Genomic DNA, 15,400 nt, shown 5'->3' with positions numbered 1-15,400 from the left:
CTTTCACAGCGCCGCCAGCGCGTTGTCGAGCGTCGCCAGCAGCAGATCGGCGTCGGCGGTGGTGAACACCATCGGCGGCCGCATCTTCAGGATATTGTCGTACCGCCCGATCCGGCTGAGCAGCACGCCCCGGTCGCGCATCATGTTGACCAGCCGCTTGGTCAGCGCCGGGTCCGGTGTCTTTTCGCCCGCGTCGGCGATGATCTCGATGCCGAAGAACAGCCCCCTGCCCCGGACATTGCCGATGATCGGGTACCGCGCCATCAGCCGCTCCAGCCCGGCACGGACATGGGCGCCGACCCGGCGGCTGTTCTCCAGCAACCCTTCATCTTCGATCACGTCGAGCACCGCCATGCCGGCGGCGGCCGACACCGGATTGCCACCGAAGGTGTTGAAATAGGTCGCCGCCTTGCCGAAGGAATCGATCAACTCCGCCGGTGCGATCACCCCGGCGAGCGGGTGGCCGTTGCCCATCGGCTTGCCGAGCGTGACGATATCCGGCGTGACGCCGCTCAGCTGGTGGCCCCACATCGCGTCGCCGGTGCGGCCGAAGCCGGCCTGCACCTCGTCGCAGATGAACTGGCCGCCAGCCTCGTGGACGATGGCGACCGCCTTGGCGACATAGCCGGGCACCGGCTCCGGCAACCCCTCGTTGGCGAACAGCGTGTCGATCAGCAGCGCGGCGAGCGGGATCCCTTCCGCCTTCAGCGACCGCACCGCCTCGGCGATCTTCGCCGCGAACAGGTCGCCGAGCGCCCCGTCGTCCCGCCCCTGCCGGTCGCGATAGGGGTCGGGCACCGGCACCTTGCGGGCAAAGACGGGGAACGGCTCCGGCACCGGGAAGCAGGTGGTCACCGCCGCCAGCGTCTCCGAATTGCCGTGATAGCTGAAATCGCTGACGATGATGCCGCGCCCGCCGCTGCGATAGCGGGCCAGCCGCAGCGCCAGTTCGTTGGATTCGGTGCCGGAACAGGTGAAAACCGCCGCATCGAGCGGCTCGGCGAAGGTCGCGGTCAGCCGCTCTGCATAGGCGACGACGGTTTCGTGCAGATAACGGGTGTGCAGGTTCAGCGTCGCCGCCTGTCGGGCGATCGCTTCCACGACATGCGGGTGGCAATGGCCGACATGCGGCACGTTGTTATAGACATCCAGATAGCGCCGGCCGTCGGCATCCTCCACCCATACGCCATGGCCGCGCACCAGATGCACCGGCCGGTCGTAGAACAGCGGCGCGTTGCGCCCCATGACCCGGAATCGCCGCTCCAGCAGCGCAGCATCATCAGACATCGGACGACCTTTCCATCGGCGAAACAAAGACGGGAGAAGCGGCGGCGCGGTGGCGGCGGCTTTGCAGATAACAAAGCCCGGCGGCGCCCAGCAGCATCCCCAGCGCAACCAGCACCGGCATCTCGACCTGGAAACAGGCGGCGCAGACCAGCAGTGCCAGGCACAGGCACAGCGCAGCGGTCACCTGCCCGCCCCAGGCGCGGAACGGACGGTGCAGATCGGCCTGACTACGGCGCAGGCGGATGAACGCGGCGAGCAGCACGACATAGGAGGCGCTGAGCAGCAGCACGACGGCAAGCAATATGCTTTCAGGGCGGACAGACGCCATCGCTATGCCGATCGCACCGACCAGCAGCAGCGCGACGTGCGGCGCCCCGCGCCGGTTGGTCTGCGCCAGCACCGCCGGCAGATGGCCGTCGCGGGCAAGCGCGAACAGCTGGCGCGAGGCGGAATAGATCAGCGAGAACAGTGTCGCGACCAGCCCCAACATCCCGCCGGTACCGACCAGCGCAACCATCAACCCCGATCCGCCGCCCGCCAGCGGGCTGGTCATCGCCGCCAGCATCGGATCGTCGGCGGCGCCGACTTGCACGACACCGCCGCCGCCGGCCGCCAGCACCAGCACGCTCAGCGCCGACAACAGCAGGATGACGATCGCGGCAATGATCCCGCGCGGCATCGCATGGGCCGGGTCGCGCACTTCTTCCGATGCGGCGGCGGTCTGTTCGACCGAAATGAACAGCCAGATCGCGAACGGGATACAGGCGACCACACCGCGCGGATCAATGGATAACGGACGGCCGCCGACGGACAGCTTGGCCGGATCGAAATAGGGCAGCATCGTCAGGTCGAACAGTACGATCGCCGCGACCGCCAGCACCCCGGCGCCGACCATCCAGCGCATCGCCTCCCCCACCCCACGGGCGTGGAGCGCGATGATCGCGGCGAACAGCGCCAGCTTCAGCGGCCAGCCGCCAAAGCCGAAGGCGTGCTGGCAGTAAGCGGACACGAACTGCACCGCCGCGCCCGTACTGATCGACAGCGCCGCGAACACCGCGAAGCCCACGGCATAACCAGCGAAAGGGCCGAACGCCGCCTCGCAATAGACATAGAGGCCGCCGGCGCTCGGCCGGGCGGCGGACAGTTCGGCAACGCACAGCGCCAGGCCGAAACACAACACCGCCATCAGCAGCGTCGCCGCCACCATGTTGGCCCAACCGCCCACCGCGAGCCCGTAATTCCAGCCGGTAAACTGGCCGGCGACGACCAGCGCGACGCCAAGGCCGGCGATCTGCCGCCAGCCGATTGCCGCGCGGGCGAGTTCCGCGCTCACGCCGCTGCCTCGCCCTGCCGGTCGAGCCGGATCAGCATTGGCAGCAGGATCAGCGCGGCGAAGATGCTGATCGCCACCGCCGGCCAGGCCAGCAGGCGCATGTCCCCGTCCCCCGCCAGGCTGCCGAACAACCCGGCGCCCAGCGCGTAGGGGATGAGGGAATAACCCTGCAGCGCCGCCGCGACATGCCCCTCGCGGTCAAGGGTGGAGGCAAGGCCGAAGAAATAGGAATTGAGCGCCATCTGCATTAGCCCGAACGCCAGCATCCCGGCCAGGAACAGCGGCGGCGTGGCGGCCCCCAGCACCAGGCCGTAGGACAATGTCGCCACCGCCATCGTCACCATCGTCGGCAGCGTGCGGCCCGGGCGGGTGCCGACCCATGCGACAAGCAACGCGCCGACGACGGTCATCACTGTCGCCGCCGCCAGCGCCCCGCCGATCGCCGCCGCGCCAAGGCCGATGTCGACCGCGCGCCGTTCCGAAAAGGCGTAAACGCCGCCGTAAAGTGGAAAGGCGATGGTCATCACCAGCACCACCGTCCAGATCATCGCCCACGGTCGCCGGGCTACGCCGCCGCCTTCCCCGCCCACAGACGCGACATCGGCCTTCAGCCAGGCGAGCACCGGCATCACGCCGACGGCGATCAGCGCCAGCAGCCGGAACTCCGCCGGAACGCCCCAGGCTTCACCGAGCGGCGGCAGCGCGAACAGCAGCGCCGCGAACACGATCGATGCGGTCGCGTAGATGATGCCGTAAATGCGGTCCGGCTGCGCGGTCTTGGCGATCCGCATCGCCATCGCCGCCAGCAGCCCGCCAGAGCCGATACCGGTGACCAGCGCCAGCGCGACGAAGGCCGGGAAACCGGCCACAAGCGAATAGCCGGCATAGCCAACCGCCAGCATCGCCGCGAACAGGAAGGGCAGCGCCCGGCCGGGGTGGCGGTGCAGCAGGCGCGGCAGCAGCATCGACGCCAGCGCCACCGCGCCGATCGAGAGCGTGCCGATCCACCCGGCCTGCTCGCCGGACAGCCCCGCCCAATCGACCAGCCCGCCGACGAGGATCGGCGTCGTCATCATTGGATACATGGCCAGAAAGGTGCCGCCGATCAGCGGCGCGATATCTCCCGCGCGCATACCTCTCCTACCATTATTATCTCGAATGTATTCGAGTTTTATCGGAGGATAGAAAGCTTGTCCACGGAATTGCGCTCGACACATGTGTTTAACTCGAATACGTTCCTATTCACAAGCAGGGAGAGGCGAAGATGAGCCAACACGGGGCCAACCGGGAAAAGCCGGTCGTTCTGGTAACCGGCGGCGGTAGCGGCATCGGCGCCGCCACCGCGCGTCGGCTGGCCCGCGACTATCAGGTTGCGATCTGCGGGCGACGGCTTGCCGCGCTGGAGGCGGTGGCGGCGACAGGTGGTATCACCCCATTCGTCGCCGACATCGGCAAACCGGACGCCGCCCGCAAACTGATCGCGGATGTCGTCGCCCATTACGGCCGGCTCGACGGACTGGTGCTGAACGCCGGCATCGTCATCACCGTCCCCTTCGCGGAAATGCGGCTGGAGGATTGGGATGCGCAACTGGCGATCAACCTGACCGGGCCGTTCGTCCTCGCCCAGGCGGCGCTGCCGCATCTGCTGGCGGTCAAGGGCGCAATCGTCTCGATCACTTCGGTCGGCGCGGTGCAGACCGGTCCGGGACTCGCCGCCTACTCCGCGTCGAAAGCGGGCCTGACCCTGATGACCCAGGCGATCGCCTACGAACATGCGCGTGACGGGCTGCGCGCCAACATCGTCGCGCCCGGCTGGATCCGCACCGAGATGGGCGACGAGGAAATGGCGACGATGCACATCGCCGACGATCTGGAAGACGCCTACGCCAAGGTCAGCGAATATGTCCCTCAACGCCGCGCCGGCCATGCGAACGAGGCGGCGGAAGCGATCGCCTGGCTGCTCAGCCCCGCTGCTTCCTTCGTCAATGGCGCGGTTCTGGCGGTCGACGGCGGATCGCTGATCGCCAATGTCGGCATGACCTTCTTCGACAAGATCGTCGAAAAACAGCCCTAGCTAGGCTGCGCGGCGATCGCCCGGCGCAATTCGGAACGCAGCGGCTCGACCTGCTTCAACCGCTGGCGCCGCAGCCGGCCGACCTCCTCGACGGTATAGGGCCTGAACCCGCCCGGCACCGGCGGCCCCATCGCCGGGACCAGCCAGTTGAGCAGCGCGGTGACCTGAACATCATCCAGCTTGGCGCTGGCGGTGCCCGGCACCTGGACGATGAACTCGCGCCCGCCCGGAACGGCGGCCAGCCGCCCCAGCTCACCACGCATGTCGGGTACCGCACCGGGCTTGCCGCTTCCATCCGGCAGGTGGCACCCCTGACAGTGCAGCGCGTAATTCGTTCGCGGCGAGCGATCCTGCGGCGCGGTCGCACCGGTCACCAGCACCGCGCCCGCCACCGCCAGTAGCGGGGCGGCGATCCACGGCACGGCGGGGCGACCGCGCATCGGCGCTAGCTGGCGGCGCCGAGCACGACGGCGGTCGAGCAGTTGTAGACGACGCCGCTCTGCGTGCCGAGGCACCAGTTGATGTCGTTCGATCCGGCAGGCTGATAGACCGGCGTGTCGCGCTCGTTGCGGTTGCACTCGCAGCGGCCGCACGCGCTCTTGCCGCAGCAATCGTTGTACGAGATCACATAGTCCTTGTTGTCAACCGGGTTGCGGCAGGTGCCGACCCAGGTGATCGGCGACGGCTCCGTGCCCGGCGGGCAGGACGACATCGACCCGCCGCAGCACGAGCAGAGGAAGCCGTCGATCGCGCAATAACGCCAATAGTCGCAATTGGCCGGATCACCTTTTTCCTGCGGCTGGGGCGGTTGCGGCCCGCGCTCCGCCGCGGCACGGCTGACCGGAAGCAGCGGTACCGTCGCCACCGTCATCGCCGCACCCAGGCGCCCGAAGAAACTGCGCCGAGACAGGTGCCGCGCGGCCGACCGGGCAAGCGCTTCGGTGATCCGGTCCAGTCTGTTCATGCTACCGTCCTCGTTTCGATCCCCTCAGGGATAGCCCGTTCGCGATTGAGATATTGCTGCAGCGACGCGACCCCCTGCCGGCGCGCCTCGAACAGGCTTTCAAGATGCTCACGATTGTTGACCAGCCCCTTGGCAGCAACCGTGCCGTCCGGCGCGATCAGCACTGCATAGGGCAGCTTCGACACATGATAGGCAAGGCCAAGGTCGGTCGACAGCAGCAGCGGGAAAGCCGCCAGTCCCTGCTCGCTGACCATGCGTTGCTGCAGCGGCTCATCGCCGTCGCTGGCCAGCACAACGTCCAGCGTCTCGCGCTCTTCATGCGCGATACCCTTCACCACCGGGATCAGCGTCTTGCAGACCGAACAGGTCGGCGACAGGAAGAACAGCAGGGTCGACCGCCCAGCCGCATGGGCGCCGCCGACGGTCACCGTCCTGCCATCCATCGCGCGCACCGCCATCTGTGGCGCGGCATCGCCCGCCTTCGGCCCGCCCGGCAGGGTCAGGGCGCCAACCGGGCCAAGCCGTTCGTGCAGCATCCCGACCTGGCGCAGCAAAACCACGAGGCCGACGCACAGCACAGCCAGCAGCACCCACTGGACACATACCGCAATGACAAGAGCGGTCATCACCGGGTATTCTCCCGCAAAGGCGTCGCGATGATCGCGTCAAAGGCCAGATAGAGCAACACGAGGCACAGCAGGCCGGCGCCGACGCCGAACCAGTCGATCCACAGCAGCCGCCGCGCGGCGACCGGCGCCAGAGCGGCCAGCGCGGACACCGCCGCCAGTCCCCCGCCCCGCCACACCATTGCCCACCGGATGCGCTTGCCGGCGCCAAAGCCCATACAGCCACAGTCGACGTTGCCGCGCCCGCGCAGCAGGTTGATCGCGATCGCGGCGGTATAGAGCGACATCAGCATCGCGACGCCGCCCAGCCCCGTCCGCCATGCGATGCCAAAGGGCCAGAGCACCGCCAGCGCCGCCGCCAGTTCGGCCAGCATGATCGTCCACGCCGTTGGCCGGACCAGCGGCGCCGGCACCAGCCGATAGCCGTCGACCGCGCCGGCAAAGCGCACCGGGTCACCGATTTTGTGCAGCGCCGCCGCCAGCATCAAACCGCCCAGAGCAGCCCGCGCAAGAAGCAGAAGGAAGGGATCCAGCATCATCCGCTCACGGCGCGACCGGCGCTGGCTGGATCACGCTCAGCGAATTGCCGAGGCCGGTGATCCCACGCCGCCTGGTCCCGTCACGCGCATCGTAGATAGCCAGTTCGTCGACCCCGAACATCACAGTATAGAGCAGCGGCTCGGCGTCCTCGCTGACCGCCAGTGCCGTCGCCGGTCCGTCGAGCTTAATCCGCTGCACCCGCTTGCCGGCCGCGACGTCATAAACCCACACTTCCGTGCCCGGGTCCTTGTGTGTGTCGCGGTCGCCGACGTGCATCAGCGTATAAAGGCGCCCGGAACCGGCGTGATAGGCCGACGGCTGCAATCCCCCGATCCGCCATTCGGCGGTATCCTTGTCGAGCAGGCTCCACTTCGCCTTGACCTTCGGCACCGCCCCGGCCCCGTCGACGATCCGCACTTCACTGTCGCGGGTAATGAACAGCCACTCCGCCGGGGCGATCCGCACCGGCTTTTCGTTGGCTGGATCATCGTCGGAAAACAGCTTGGTCGTCGTCGCCTCAAGCGACAGCGCGCCGGCCTCGGATATCGATACCGCCTGCAGCGCGCTGTCGCTGCACTGCATGAAGAAACGGCGCGGCGCGACCGGATAGACCAGTGCGCAACCCGGTGTCGCGGTTTCGCCGACCAGCTTGCTGGCGGCGACGTCGACAACCGACACCGACTGTTCCGGGGTGAAGTTGTAGACCAGTAGGAAGCGGTCGTCATCGCTCAGGCGCGCGGTCGACAGGATCGGCAGGCTGATGAAATGCTTGGGCGGGATCACCACCTCACCCGTCTGGTCTAAGGTCTTGATGTCATAGAAGGTCGCGACATCCGTGCGTTCGCCCCGCGTCCCGCGCGAGTAGTAGGTGGAAACCATCGAGAAACGCTTGCCGTCGCGTGCAATCTGCAGCGGCCCTTGCGCGTAGCCGCCGCTCACCATGCCAAGGAACTGGCCGCTGTCCGCGTCGAGCAGATAGGCGCGGCCGTCGAGCGGGCGGGTGAAGGACACATCGTTCACCCACACCCAGTGGGGGCGCATCTGCTCGGCCAACTCGACCTGATACATCTCCTCGCTTTTCAGCTCTTCCGTTTGCGCGGGCGCCGCCGACGGCACCATGGCGGCGGCCAGGGCCGCGGAAGTTGCAATGCGCCAGACGTTCATCACATTCCTCCCGTGGCCACCGAACGGCCGCTTACTTCCCCAAAGATTTCATATAGGCGATCAACTGCGCCCGTTCCGCGGCATTGGACATGCCGGCAAAGGCCATGCGGTTACCCGGCACCACCGCCTGCGGCCGCGCCAGAAACGCGTCGAGCTTCGCCTGATCCCATTTGAACGGCGCCGCAGCCATCGCCTTGGAATAAGTAAAGCCCGGCTGCGCGCCCGCCTTGCGCCCAAAGATGCCAGCCAGGTTGGGACCAAGCGTCACGCCCTTGCCGGGGGTGACCGAATGGCAGATCGCGCAGCGCTTGAACAAAGCCGTGCCGGCCGCCGCGTCCTGCGCCGCCGCCGGCGTCACGCCGCACAGCGCAACACCGACCACCACCAGCCGAATGACAGGAAAAATACGCCCTGCCGTCATCGCCATAGCCCTACTCCTTACGATACGAACCACAACCATCCCTGCCCTAGCTTCCTAAACGATAGGTCAGGCTCCCGCCAATCCAGCGCGGCCGCGCGTAGGATTGCTGGGTGAAGCCGAACGGGCCGGACAGATCGAGATTATAGAGGCGATACGCCTTGTCGGTTACGTTGTTGGCGAACAACGCGACTTCCCACCGGTCGTTGAATGCATAGGATGCGCGGACATTGCCGACGATGCGTCCGCTCTGGCGGTCAACCGGTGCGTTGAATGTCGAGAAATACAGCGTGCTGTCGTATTTCCAGTCGGTCTGCAGCGCCAGCTTACCGGTACCAAGATCGAACTCGTAGCGCCCAAGTGCGCCAACGCTCAATTTCGGCGCCTGCGGCATGCGCGTGTCGGCGACCCGGCCCGACGGCAGGACAACCCCCTTAACCTTGCTGTCGAGCAGGGTCGCGAAGGTCTGGAGGAACAACCCCGGCACCGGCCGGGTGTTGAATTCGAACTCCAGCCCCTTGATCGTCGCGTCCTTGTTGCGGATCGCCAGCGAAATGCCGACCAGTTCGAATGCCTGGTAATCCTTATAGTCGTAATAGAAGGCGGACAGGTTCAGGTGGGACGTACCGCCCAGCGTCAGTTTCACGCCGCCTTCATAGTCGGTCAGCACCTCTTCCTTGAACGGGATCGTCGACAGATCGCCAGGATGGAAGGCCGGAGTGCCGAACCCTCCGCCCTTGATGCCGCGATTGACGCTCAGATACAGCAGCGCGTCGTCGCTCGGCTTGAAATTCACGCCGATCTTGCCGGAATAATCCTTGAAATGCTGGCGCGCGAGCTTGCCGACGCTGGCGCGGTTGAAGGTGAAGTCGGTCACCCCGTTTTCGGCATGGGTGAAGTCGTAGGTCTTGCGATCAGCGGAATAACGGATGCCACCGATCAGGCTGACCTGATCGGTCAACGCATACTCAAGCTGGCCAAAGCCCGCGAACGACACGGTGTCCAGGGTGCCGCCGTAAATTTCGCCCAGGCCGATGCTGGTCAGATCGGTATTATAGGCGTTGCGACTCTTGATCTTGATCGCATAGCCGCCGACCACCCAGTTCATGCGGTCATCGTTGCCCGACAGGCGTAATTCCTGCGAATACTGGTCAAGGTTCTGCGCGGTATAATACTGGAAAATCGGTGCCGGCGACATGTCGGCGTCCTCGGCATAGCGCTTTTTCAGGTGCTGATAGTCGGAGATCGACGTCAGGGTGACGCCGCCCAGATCCTGCACATAGCGCAGCGTCGCGCTCCAGTAGCTACGGTTGAAATAGTTCGGGCCGTTGAACGCGACCTTGAACGGATCGGTCCCCGGCTGAATGTAGCCGAACAGGTCGCAGCCCGTGCAGGTGCCGTAAGGGTCGTCGGTGCGCGCGACATACTCGCCTAGCCCATCGGCATTGGGGATGGCGGTGCGGTGACTGTAGAGGCCGCCGCTCCGCTCATTGTCGTTGCGCAGGCCCTGCACTTTCAGGGTAAATTCACCGCTGTCGCCAACGTCGCCGGCGATCTGGATACGCCCGGCGTAGAATTTCGAACTGCCCAGATTCTTGCCCGCGGCATTGTCGATATAGCCGCCGTGATGGTCGCTGCTGAAGGACAAGCGCGCGCGCAACCGGTCACTCAACGGCCCGCTGATCGCCCCTTCGGTCGCGAACTGGCCGTAGCTGCCCCCGGTCAACGTCAGGAAACCGTCCAGCTCGCGGGTCGGCTTGGCCGAAACGATCTGAACCAGGCCGCCGGTGGCATTGCGGCCGAACAGCGTGCCCTGCGGGCCGCGCAGCATTTCCACACGTTCCAGATCGTAGGTCTGGCCGGCGATCGCGCCGAGCGCGCTGATGTAAACCTCGTCATTGTAGAAGGCGATCGGCGCCTCCTGCGAATCCGCGAAGTCGTTCTGCGATACGCCCCGGATGTTGAACACGGTCAGCGTCGGGCTATAGGCGAGCACCTGCAGGCTGGGCACCTTTGCCGCCAGGGCGGACATATCCTGCCGCCCCATCTCGGCCAGGCTTTGCTGGCCCATCGCGCTGATCGCGAGGCCGACGGACTGGATACTCTGCTCGCGCTTCTGCGCGGTGACGACAATATCACCGTCGCCGCTGCTCGCAGCGGGTGCAGACGCATCCTGCGCCAACGCCGGACTCGCAAACTGGAAAAGGCCCGCCAAGGCCAGAACGCGCAGGCTGGCAGCCGCCCTATTCGTTCGCATCACCCATCTCCCCTCAGTATCACGTTTGCCGTGTTGTGGAGAGTGTGTGGGACAATCAATCGCGCTGTCAACATGAATATTCAACTATTAGAGATTAGCCACCAACGATCCGCCTTTTTGCAATCATCCTTTATTCTCGATCCATTCCCGCCAGTTCCTGGCAATTCCGTCAATTACCGCCCGATGGAAAGCCGTTGCGGTTGCGCCCGGTTGCTGCGGAATGCAGATGGGCAGTGTCGGATCGGCAACGGTCGTTCGGCACCCGCTCAGCGCCTCGACAATCGCCAGGCCGAGGAACGGGACCAGCGCTTCCGAATATCCTCCTTCATGGACCACCGCGACCCGCCCGCCGCACAGCCTTGCGGCCAAGGCCAGCACGGTTTCGGTCATCGCGCGAAACGTCTCGCTATGGGCCAGCATCCGCGCCATCGGATCGGCCGCACCGGCGTCGAGGCCACTGGCAATCACGATCAGGTCGGGGCGGAACTGTTCGACAGCAGGCACGACCAGCGTGTCCAGTGCGTAACGATAGGCATCGTCGCCGCCACCGGCGACAAGCGGGATGTTCAGATTATATCCCTCCCCCGCGCCCTTGCCGCGATCGTCGGCGCCACTGTATCCGGGCGGAAAGCAATTCTCCTGATGCAGCGAGATGGTCAGCGTATCGGCACGGTCGTAGTATATCGCCTGGGTACCGTTGCCATGATGCACGTCCCAGTCGATGACCGCCGCGCGCAATGCTCCATGTCGCGCCCGCGCGGCCTCCAGCGCGATCGGGATGTTGGCGAGGACGCAGAAGCCCATCGATCGGTCGGCAAGGCAATGGTGCCCGGCCGGGCGGCACAGCGCATAGGCATTGTCGACCCGGCCCGACAGCACGTCGTCGACCGCCGCGACGGCCAGCCCGGCGGACAGGCAGGCAATGTCGAAACCGCCGGCGCTGAATGGCGCGAAATCGCCGATGTCGCCGCCGCCCGCGGCGCTGACTGCCTTGAACTCCTCGATATAGCGGACGGTATGAACGCGCAGCAGGTCGGCGTCACCGATCGCTGCCGGGCCGCCGACCTTCAACTGGTCGATCAGCCCGCTCGCCTGGATCAGCGACAGCAGCCGACGCTTGGAATCCGGCGTGTCCGCCCCCGCCACCCCGGACGGCGGCTGCACCCAGCCGCCGATCGGCAGGAACAGCGCCTGCATGCCGACACAGTGCCAGAACGTCCGCTCGCTGGTGTAGAAACCGGTGGTCATGCGGCTTGGCTCCCTGCCGGCATCAGAATTTGAACGACGCGGAAAGCCCGTAGGACACCGGCTCGCCGTAGATTTCGATACGGAAGAAGCTGACATTGTTGATGTAGGTCAGATATTCCTTGTTGAAGATGTTCTTGCCCCACAGCGCCACTTCCCAGCCGCCGGTCCGGCTCGACAGCGCCAGCCGGGCATTCTGCACCCAATAGGCCGGCGCGCGATCGAAGATCTGGCCGGTCGATTCCAGGAAGCGCGCACCGATATACTTGAAATCGGTGCTGCCGATCAGGTCCAGGTCCGGCCCGACCGGCACGCTCTGCTGCAACAGGCCCTGCGCCGACCATTTCGGCGTGTTGACCGGCCGCTTACCGTCAAGCGCGATCGACCCAGCATAGGTGGTGATGACCGCGCTGGTGTTGCGGTATTTCGCGTCGAGATAGCTGCCGCCGACACGCAGCAGCGTCGTCGGCGTCGGCCGCCACGTCAGGTCCGCCTCGGCGCCGTAGGTCCGCGATCCGCCGATGTTGCGGGTAATCGGCACCAGCGGCGACAGCGGATCGTCGACGTTGGTCTGCAAGTCCTTATAGTCGTAGAAGAAGGCCGACAGGTTCAGGTCAAGCGTCCGCCCCGCCAGCCGCGATTTCGACCCGATCTCGTAGGCGGTCAGCTTTTCGGGATCGAAGCTGGTGATGACGCCGCCGAACGGCACGCTGTAGCCGCCGCTGCGGAAGCCGCGCGAGATCGACGCGTAGAACAGCTGGTCCGCCGACGCTTTCCAGTTGAGGCCGAGGCGGAAGGACGTCGTGCCGTCCGTCCGGCTGTCGACAAGGTCGGACACCGGGATCGCCGGCGAGACGATATGCGTCGGCCCGGTCGGATCGTCGGCGCCCAGATAGCTGCTCGCGTCGAGCGAGGTCTTGTCATTGGTGTAGCGCAGGCCTGCGACGATCGACAGCGTATCGGTCAGCGCCAGCTCGTTGTTGGTGAACACCGCCAGCGAGCGCACCTTCTGGGTGAAGGCGGCGGCCAGGCGCGGCGCGAAAGGCGGCAGGCCGACCAGCGGATTTTCTCCCACATTGGCGCTCGCCACATCGCGGATCGAGTCATGTTCGTAGAAGCCGCCGACCAGAACATTCAGCCGCCCGAACGTGCCGGTCGCCCGCAACTCCTGCGAGAACTGCCTGATCCGGCTGTAGAGGTTCTGGTTGGTGGTGACGTAGGGCGTATCGTCCGGGTCGTCGACCTGGTCGCGCTTGAAATAGTCGAACGCGGTGATCGACGTCAGGGTCAGCGGCCCCGCTTCCTGCTCGACCCGGGCATAGCCGCCATAGGCGCTGTTGTCGGCCTTCCACGGCGTGTCGGCGGCGAAGGTGCGGATGCTCTGCGATTCCCGCAGGCCGAGCAGGCTGGGCCCCGGCACGAACGGGCCGAATTTCAGGCAGGCGTCGCGGCGACGCCGGATCTCTCCGGTAAACACCTGCGGGCACAGCGTCCCGTCCGGATTGAACAGGCCGGGACTCTTGTATGGCGCCAACTCGCTCTTGTCGCGAAAGCCGTAGCCCATCAGGCGGATGGTGGTGCCCTCCCCCTGCCATTTCACCTGAAGCCGCCCGGCCAGTTGGTTGGGGCTGCCCCAGCGGCTATCGGTCAGCAGGTTGCGATACGGCCCGCCATGGCCCTGCGAGACGAAGTAGGAACCGCGCACCGCCGTCTGCTCGCCGAGCATCGTGTTGACGAAACCGTCGATCCGCCCGCGACCGTGATTGTCGATCGACAGGTTCATCCCGCCAGAGGAATCGAACTGCGGCTCGACGGTGTAATAGTTGACCGATCCGCCGGTGGTGTTGCGGCCGAACAGCGTGCCCTGCGGCCCTTTCAGCGCCTCGACCCGCTGGATGTCGTAGAACGGCACCGTCGCCATGTAGGGCTTGCTCTTGTACACCTCGTCGACATGGACGGCGACCGGGGAGTCGAAGTTCGACGCGAATTCGTTGAGGCCGATGCCGCGCACGGTGAAGGCGGGCAGGTTCGAGCTGGTCGTCGCAACGACGTTCGATATCTGGTTGGCCAGCGTGCCGATGTCGGTCGCCTGGCTTCGCCGCAGTTCGTCCTCGCCGATCGCGGTGATGCTGATGCCGATGTCCTGCACAGACTGGGCACGTTTCTGCGCGGTGACGACGATATCCATCGAATCCGCATCGGCATTCGCCTGGGCCAGCACCGGCGCGGCCAGTGCGGTCAGGCCGCTGCACAGGATCAGGGCGTAACGGGTCCTCACATGCCATCCCCTCTTGCGTGAAGGGTGTCGGCAGTCCGCCGCGGCCCTTCGCTCTGTTATCGCGCCGACCCGTTTCGTACGGTCGGCTGCTCAGGGCTGTGCCACGCCGCCGGGCGCGCTGTCCTGTCCGTCCGTGCCAATCTCCGGTCTCTGGGTGCCAGCCCGGCGCCCTGCTCGGTCAGCCACCGAATTTACTTGAAATCGATCCAATTCGCCCGGACAATGCCGCGCTGTTCGCCCGGTCGATGACGGCCTTTGCCTCTCTTCAAACGGCGGAGTGGAGGATGGAATCCAGGTCACAGGCGACGGGCCTTGCTGGCTTCGCCCGTTCGCTGAAGGCAGTTTATGGCGCGTTCGAGACCGAACCAACGACCACCGACGGGCAGGCCGCCGGGGGGCTCGCTCCGGTTGCTCTCGGCCCGTTCGACGGCTTTCTGATCCGCGCGCGCGCGGTGAGGAGCATCCGCCCCGCCCTCACCGAACAATGGGCTGCCCGCGCCTTCATCCTCATGCCACTCGCTGGCGACCTTGTCGTCGACCATTACGATCGCAAGGTCGCGCTGACCGGCGGCGACATGGTGCTGATGGATTCGCGCGCGCCGTGCATCATCGACGCGCCGACCCGCAACCGCTCCGTCGTGCTCGGCGCGCCGCGCGAGCTGGTCAACCAGCTACGCGCCGACGTCGACCGGCTCTACGGCTTGCCGATTTCCGGCCAGCACGGCGTCGGGCGGATGCTGTCGGCGATGATCCGCACCTTCACCACCGGCGGCGCCGCCTGCGACGCGCGCGACAGCGCCGTCACCCTGTCTGTAACCATGGCGATGCTCGACCGCGCGCTGGAGGACCGCCCGGCCGACAGGAGCCTGTCGCGCGCCCGGGCCGACGCCGCCATTGCCCGCATGCGCGCCTGGGCGGAAACGCGGGTCGGCGACCCGGAGCTGGATGTAGAGGCGATCGCCGCGCATTTCGGCCTCTCTCGCCGCAGCCTCTACCGCCTGTTCGCGGAAGCCGGCACCACGCCGGGTCACTGGTTGTGCGACCTGCGGCTCGATCAGGCGCACCGCTGGCTCGGCGCGCGCGACGACTATCGTTCGATCGGCCAGATCGCTTATGCCGCAGGCTTCAACGACAGCAGCCATTTCACCCGGCTGTTCAGGCGCCGGTTCGGCGTCCCGCCCAGCACCCTGCGGCGATAGGGCACGGCAGGCGGC

Annotated in this window: 14 protein-coding genes; 2 read left to right on the top strand and 12 right to left on the bottom strand. The window is 66.2% G+C overall.

The genetic code is table 11. The features are described from left to right. Positions 1-3: 3 nt before the first annotated feature. The 3 genes from ACMT1E_RS03545 to ACMT1E_RS03535 are packed head-to-tail and all read right to left on the bottom strand — an operon-like array spanning position 4 to position 3,753. Positions 4-1,287 carry an aspartate aminotransferase family protein gene (locus ACMT1E_RS03545; protein WP_414902312.1) on the bottom strand — a complete coding sequence of 428 codons (1,284 nt, stop codon included), beginning with the start codon at positions 1,285-1,287 and terminating at the stop codon, positions 4-6. Beyond that, on the bottom strand, positions 1,280-2,620 hold the full coding sequence (locus ACMT1E_RS03540; RefSeq protein WP_414902311.1) for an amino acid permease: 1,341 nt from the start codon (positions 2,618-2,620) through the stop codon (positions 1,280-1,282). The genes ACMT1E_RS03545 and ACMT1E_RS03540 overlap by 8 nt, the downstream gene beginning before the upstream one ends. Further along, positions 2,617-3,753, bottom strand: a complete 1,137-nt coding sequence (locus ACMT1E_RS03535) for an MFS transporter (RefSeq protein ID WP_414902310.1) — start codon at positions 3,751-3,753, stop codon at positions 2,617-2,619. Before ACMT1E_RS03535 ends, ACMT1E_RS03540 begins: the two co-directional genes overlap by 4 nt. Before the next feature lie 131 nt (positions 3,754-3,884). On the opposite strand from ACMT1E_RS03535, the gene ACMT1E_RS03530 reads away from it, so the two are divergent. After that, positions 3,885-4,694 (top strand): SDR family NAD(P)-dependent oxidoreductase, encoded by an 810-nt coding sequence (locus tag ACMT1E_RS03530; protein WP_414902309.1) that lies wholly within the window; start codon positions 3,885-3,887, stop codon positions 4,692-4,694. Here the strand turns inward: ACMT1E_RS03530 and ACMT1E_RS03525 are convergent. The 9 genes from ACMT1E_RS03525 to ACMT1E_RS03485 all read right to left on the bottom strand — a co-directional run bounded on the left by ACMT1E_RS03525 (position 4,691) and on the right by ACMT1E_RS03485 (position 14,186). Further along, positions 4,691-5,134 carry a c-type cytochrome gene (locus ACMT1E_RS03525; protein ID WP_414902308.1) on the bottom strand — a complete coding sequence of 148 codons (444 nt, stop codon included), beginning with the start codon at positions 5,132-5,134 and terminating at the stop codon, positions 4,691-4,693. The genes ACMT1E_RS03530 and ACMT1E_RS03525 overlap by 4 nt on opposite strands. A 5-nt stretch (positions 5,135-5,139) precedes the next feature. After that, positions 5,140-5,658, bottom strand: coding sequence for a methylamine dehydrogenase light chain (locus ACMT1E_RS03520; protein WP_414902307.1), 519 nt, complete (start codon positions 5,656-5,658; stop codon positions 5,140-5,142). Continuing rightward, on the bottom strand, positions 5,655-6,284 hold the full coding sequence (locus tag ACMT1E_RS03515; RefSeq protein WP_414903261.1) for a redoxin family protein: 630 nt from the start codon (positions 6,282-6,284) through the stop codon (positions 5,655-5,657). Before ACMT1E_RS03515 ends, ACMT1E_RS03520 begins: the two co-directional genes overlap by 4 nt. Beyond that, positions 6,284-6,820, bottom strand: coding sequence for a MauE/DoxX family redox-associated membrane protein (locus ACMT1E_RS03510; protein ID WP_414902306.1), 537 nt, complete (start codon positions 6,818-6,820; stop codon positions 6,284-6,286). Before ACMT1E_RS03510 ends, ACMT1E_RS03515 begins: the two co-directional genes overlap by 1 nt. Positions 6,821-6,827: 7 nt before the next feature. Continuing rightward, positions 6,828-7,988, bottom strand: coding sequence for an amine dehydrogenase large subunit (locus ACMT1E_RS03505; RefSeq protein ID WP_414902305.1), 1,161 nt, complete (start codon positions 7,986-7,988; stop codon positions 6,828-6,830). Between the two features lie 31 nt (positions 7,989-8,019). Next, positions 8,020-8,415, bottom strand: a complete 396-nt coding sequence (locus ACMT1E_RS03500; RefSeq protein ID WP_414902304.1) for a c-type cytochrome — start codon at positions 8,413-8,415, stop codon at positions 8,020-8,022. 40 nt (positions 8,416-8,455) lie between these two features. Further along, positions 8,456-10,663: a TonB-dependent receptor gene (locus ACMT1E_RS03495; protein WP_414902303.1), complete on the bottom strand. Its 2,208-nt coding sequence runs from the start codon at positions 10,661-10,663 to the stop codon at positions 8,456-8,458. Between the two features lie 123 nt (positions 10,664-10,786). Continuing rightward, the gene (locus ACMT1E_RS03490) at positions 10,787-11,911 is read right to left on the bottom strand and encodes a class II histone deacetylase (protein WP_414902301.1); all 1,125 of its coding nucleotides are present in this window, start codon (positions 11,909-11,911) and stop codon (positions 10,787-10,789) included. A 22-nt stretch (positions 11,912-11,933) separates the two neighbouring features. After that, positions 11,934-14,186 (bottom strand): TonB-dependent receptor, encoded by a 2,253-nt coding sequence (locus tag ACMT1E_RS03485; RefSeq protein ID WP_414902300.1) that lies wholly within the window; start codon positions 14,184-14,186, stop codon positions 11,934-11,936. Positions 14,187-14,470: 284 nt separating this feature from the next. Here ACMT1E_RS03485 and ACMT1E_RS03480 point away from each other — a divergent pair, with 284 nt between their 5' ends. Then, positions 14,471-15,385 carry a helix-turn-helix domain-containing protein gene (locus tag ACMT1E_RS03480; RefSeq protein ID WP_414902298.1) on the top strand — a complete coding sequence of 305 codons (915 nt, stop codon included), beginning with the start codon at positions 14,471-14,473 and terminating at the stop codon, positions 15,383-15,385. Positions 15,386-15,400: the final 15 nt, after the last annotated feature.

The sequence above is a fragment of the Sphingomonas flavalba genome, assembly GCF_047553045.1.
Taxonomy (GTDB): domain Bacteria; phylum Pseudomonadota; class Alphaproteobacteria; order Sphingomonadales; family Sphingomonadaceae; genus Sphingomonas_L; species Sphingomonas_L flavalba_A.
The sequence above is the reverse complement of the archived record's forward strand: the minus strand, read 5'-3'. Positions and strand labels throughout refer to the sequence as shown.

What these genes read in the sequence shown, in the direction of transcription:
- ACMT1E_RS03545 (WP_414902312.1), bottom strand. Translation starts at nt 1,287, where the DNA reads ATGTCTGATGATGCTGCGCTGCTGGAGCGGCGATTCCGGGTCATGGGG.
- ACMT1E_RS03535 (WP_414902310.1), bottom strand. Translation starts at nt 3,753, where the DNA reads ATGCGCGCGGGAGATATCGCGCCGCTGATCGGCGGCACCTTTCTGGCC.
- ACMT1E_RS03530 (WP_414902309.1), top strand. Translation starts at nt 3,885, where the DNA reads ATGAGCCAACACGGGGCCAACCGGGAAAAGCCGGTCGTTCTGGTAACC.
- ACMT1E_RS03525 (WP_414902308.1), bottom strand. Translation starts at nt 5,134, where the DNA reads ATGCGCGGTCGCCCCGCCGTGCCGTGGATCGCCGCCCCGCTACTGGCG.
- ACMT1E_RS03520 (WP_414902307.1), bottom strand. Translation starts at nt 5,658, where the DNA reads ATGAACAGACTGGACCGGATCACCGAAGCGCTTGCCCGGTCGGCCGCG.
- ACMT1E_RS03515 (WP_414903261.1), bottom strand. Translation starts at nt 6,284, where the DNA reads ATGACCGCTCTTGTCATTGCGGTATGTGTCCAGTGGGTGCTGCTGGCT.
- ACMT1E_RS03510 (WP_414902306.1), bottom strand. Translation starts at nt 6,820, where the DNA reads ATGCTGGATCCCTTCCTTCTGCTTCTTGCGCGGGCTGCTCTGGGCGGT.
- ACMT1E_RS03505 (WP_414902305.1), bottom strand. Translation starts at nt 7,988, where the DNA reads ATGAACGTCTGGCGCATTGCAACTTCCGCGGCCCTGGCCGCCGCCATG.
- ACMT1E_RS03500 (WP_414902304.1), bottom strand. Translation starts at nt 8,415, where the DNA reads ATGGCGATGACGGCAGGGCGTATTTTTCCTGTCATTCGGCTGGTGGTG.
- ACMT1E_RS03495 (WP_414902303.1), bottom strand. Translation starts at nt 10,663, where the DNA reads ATGCGAACGAATAGGGCGGCTGCCAGCCTGCGCGTTCTGGCCTTGGCG.
- ACMT1E_RS03490 (WP_414902301.1), bottom strand. Translation starts at nt 11,911, where the DNA reads ATGACCACCGGTTTCTACACCAGCGAGCGGACGTTCTGGCACTGTGTC.
- ACMT1E_RS03480 (WP_414902298.1), top strand. Translation starts at nt 14,471, where the DNA reads ATGGAATCCAGGTCACAGGCGACGGGCCTTGCTGGCTTCGCCCGTTCG.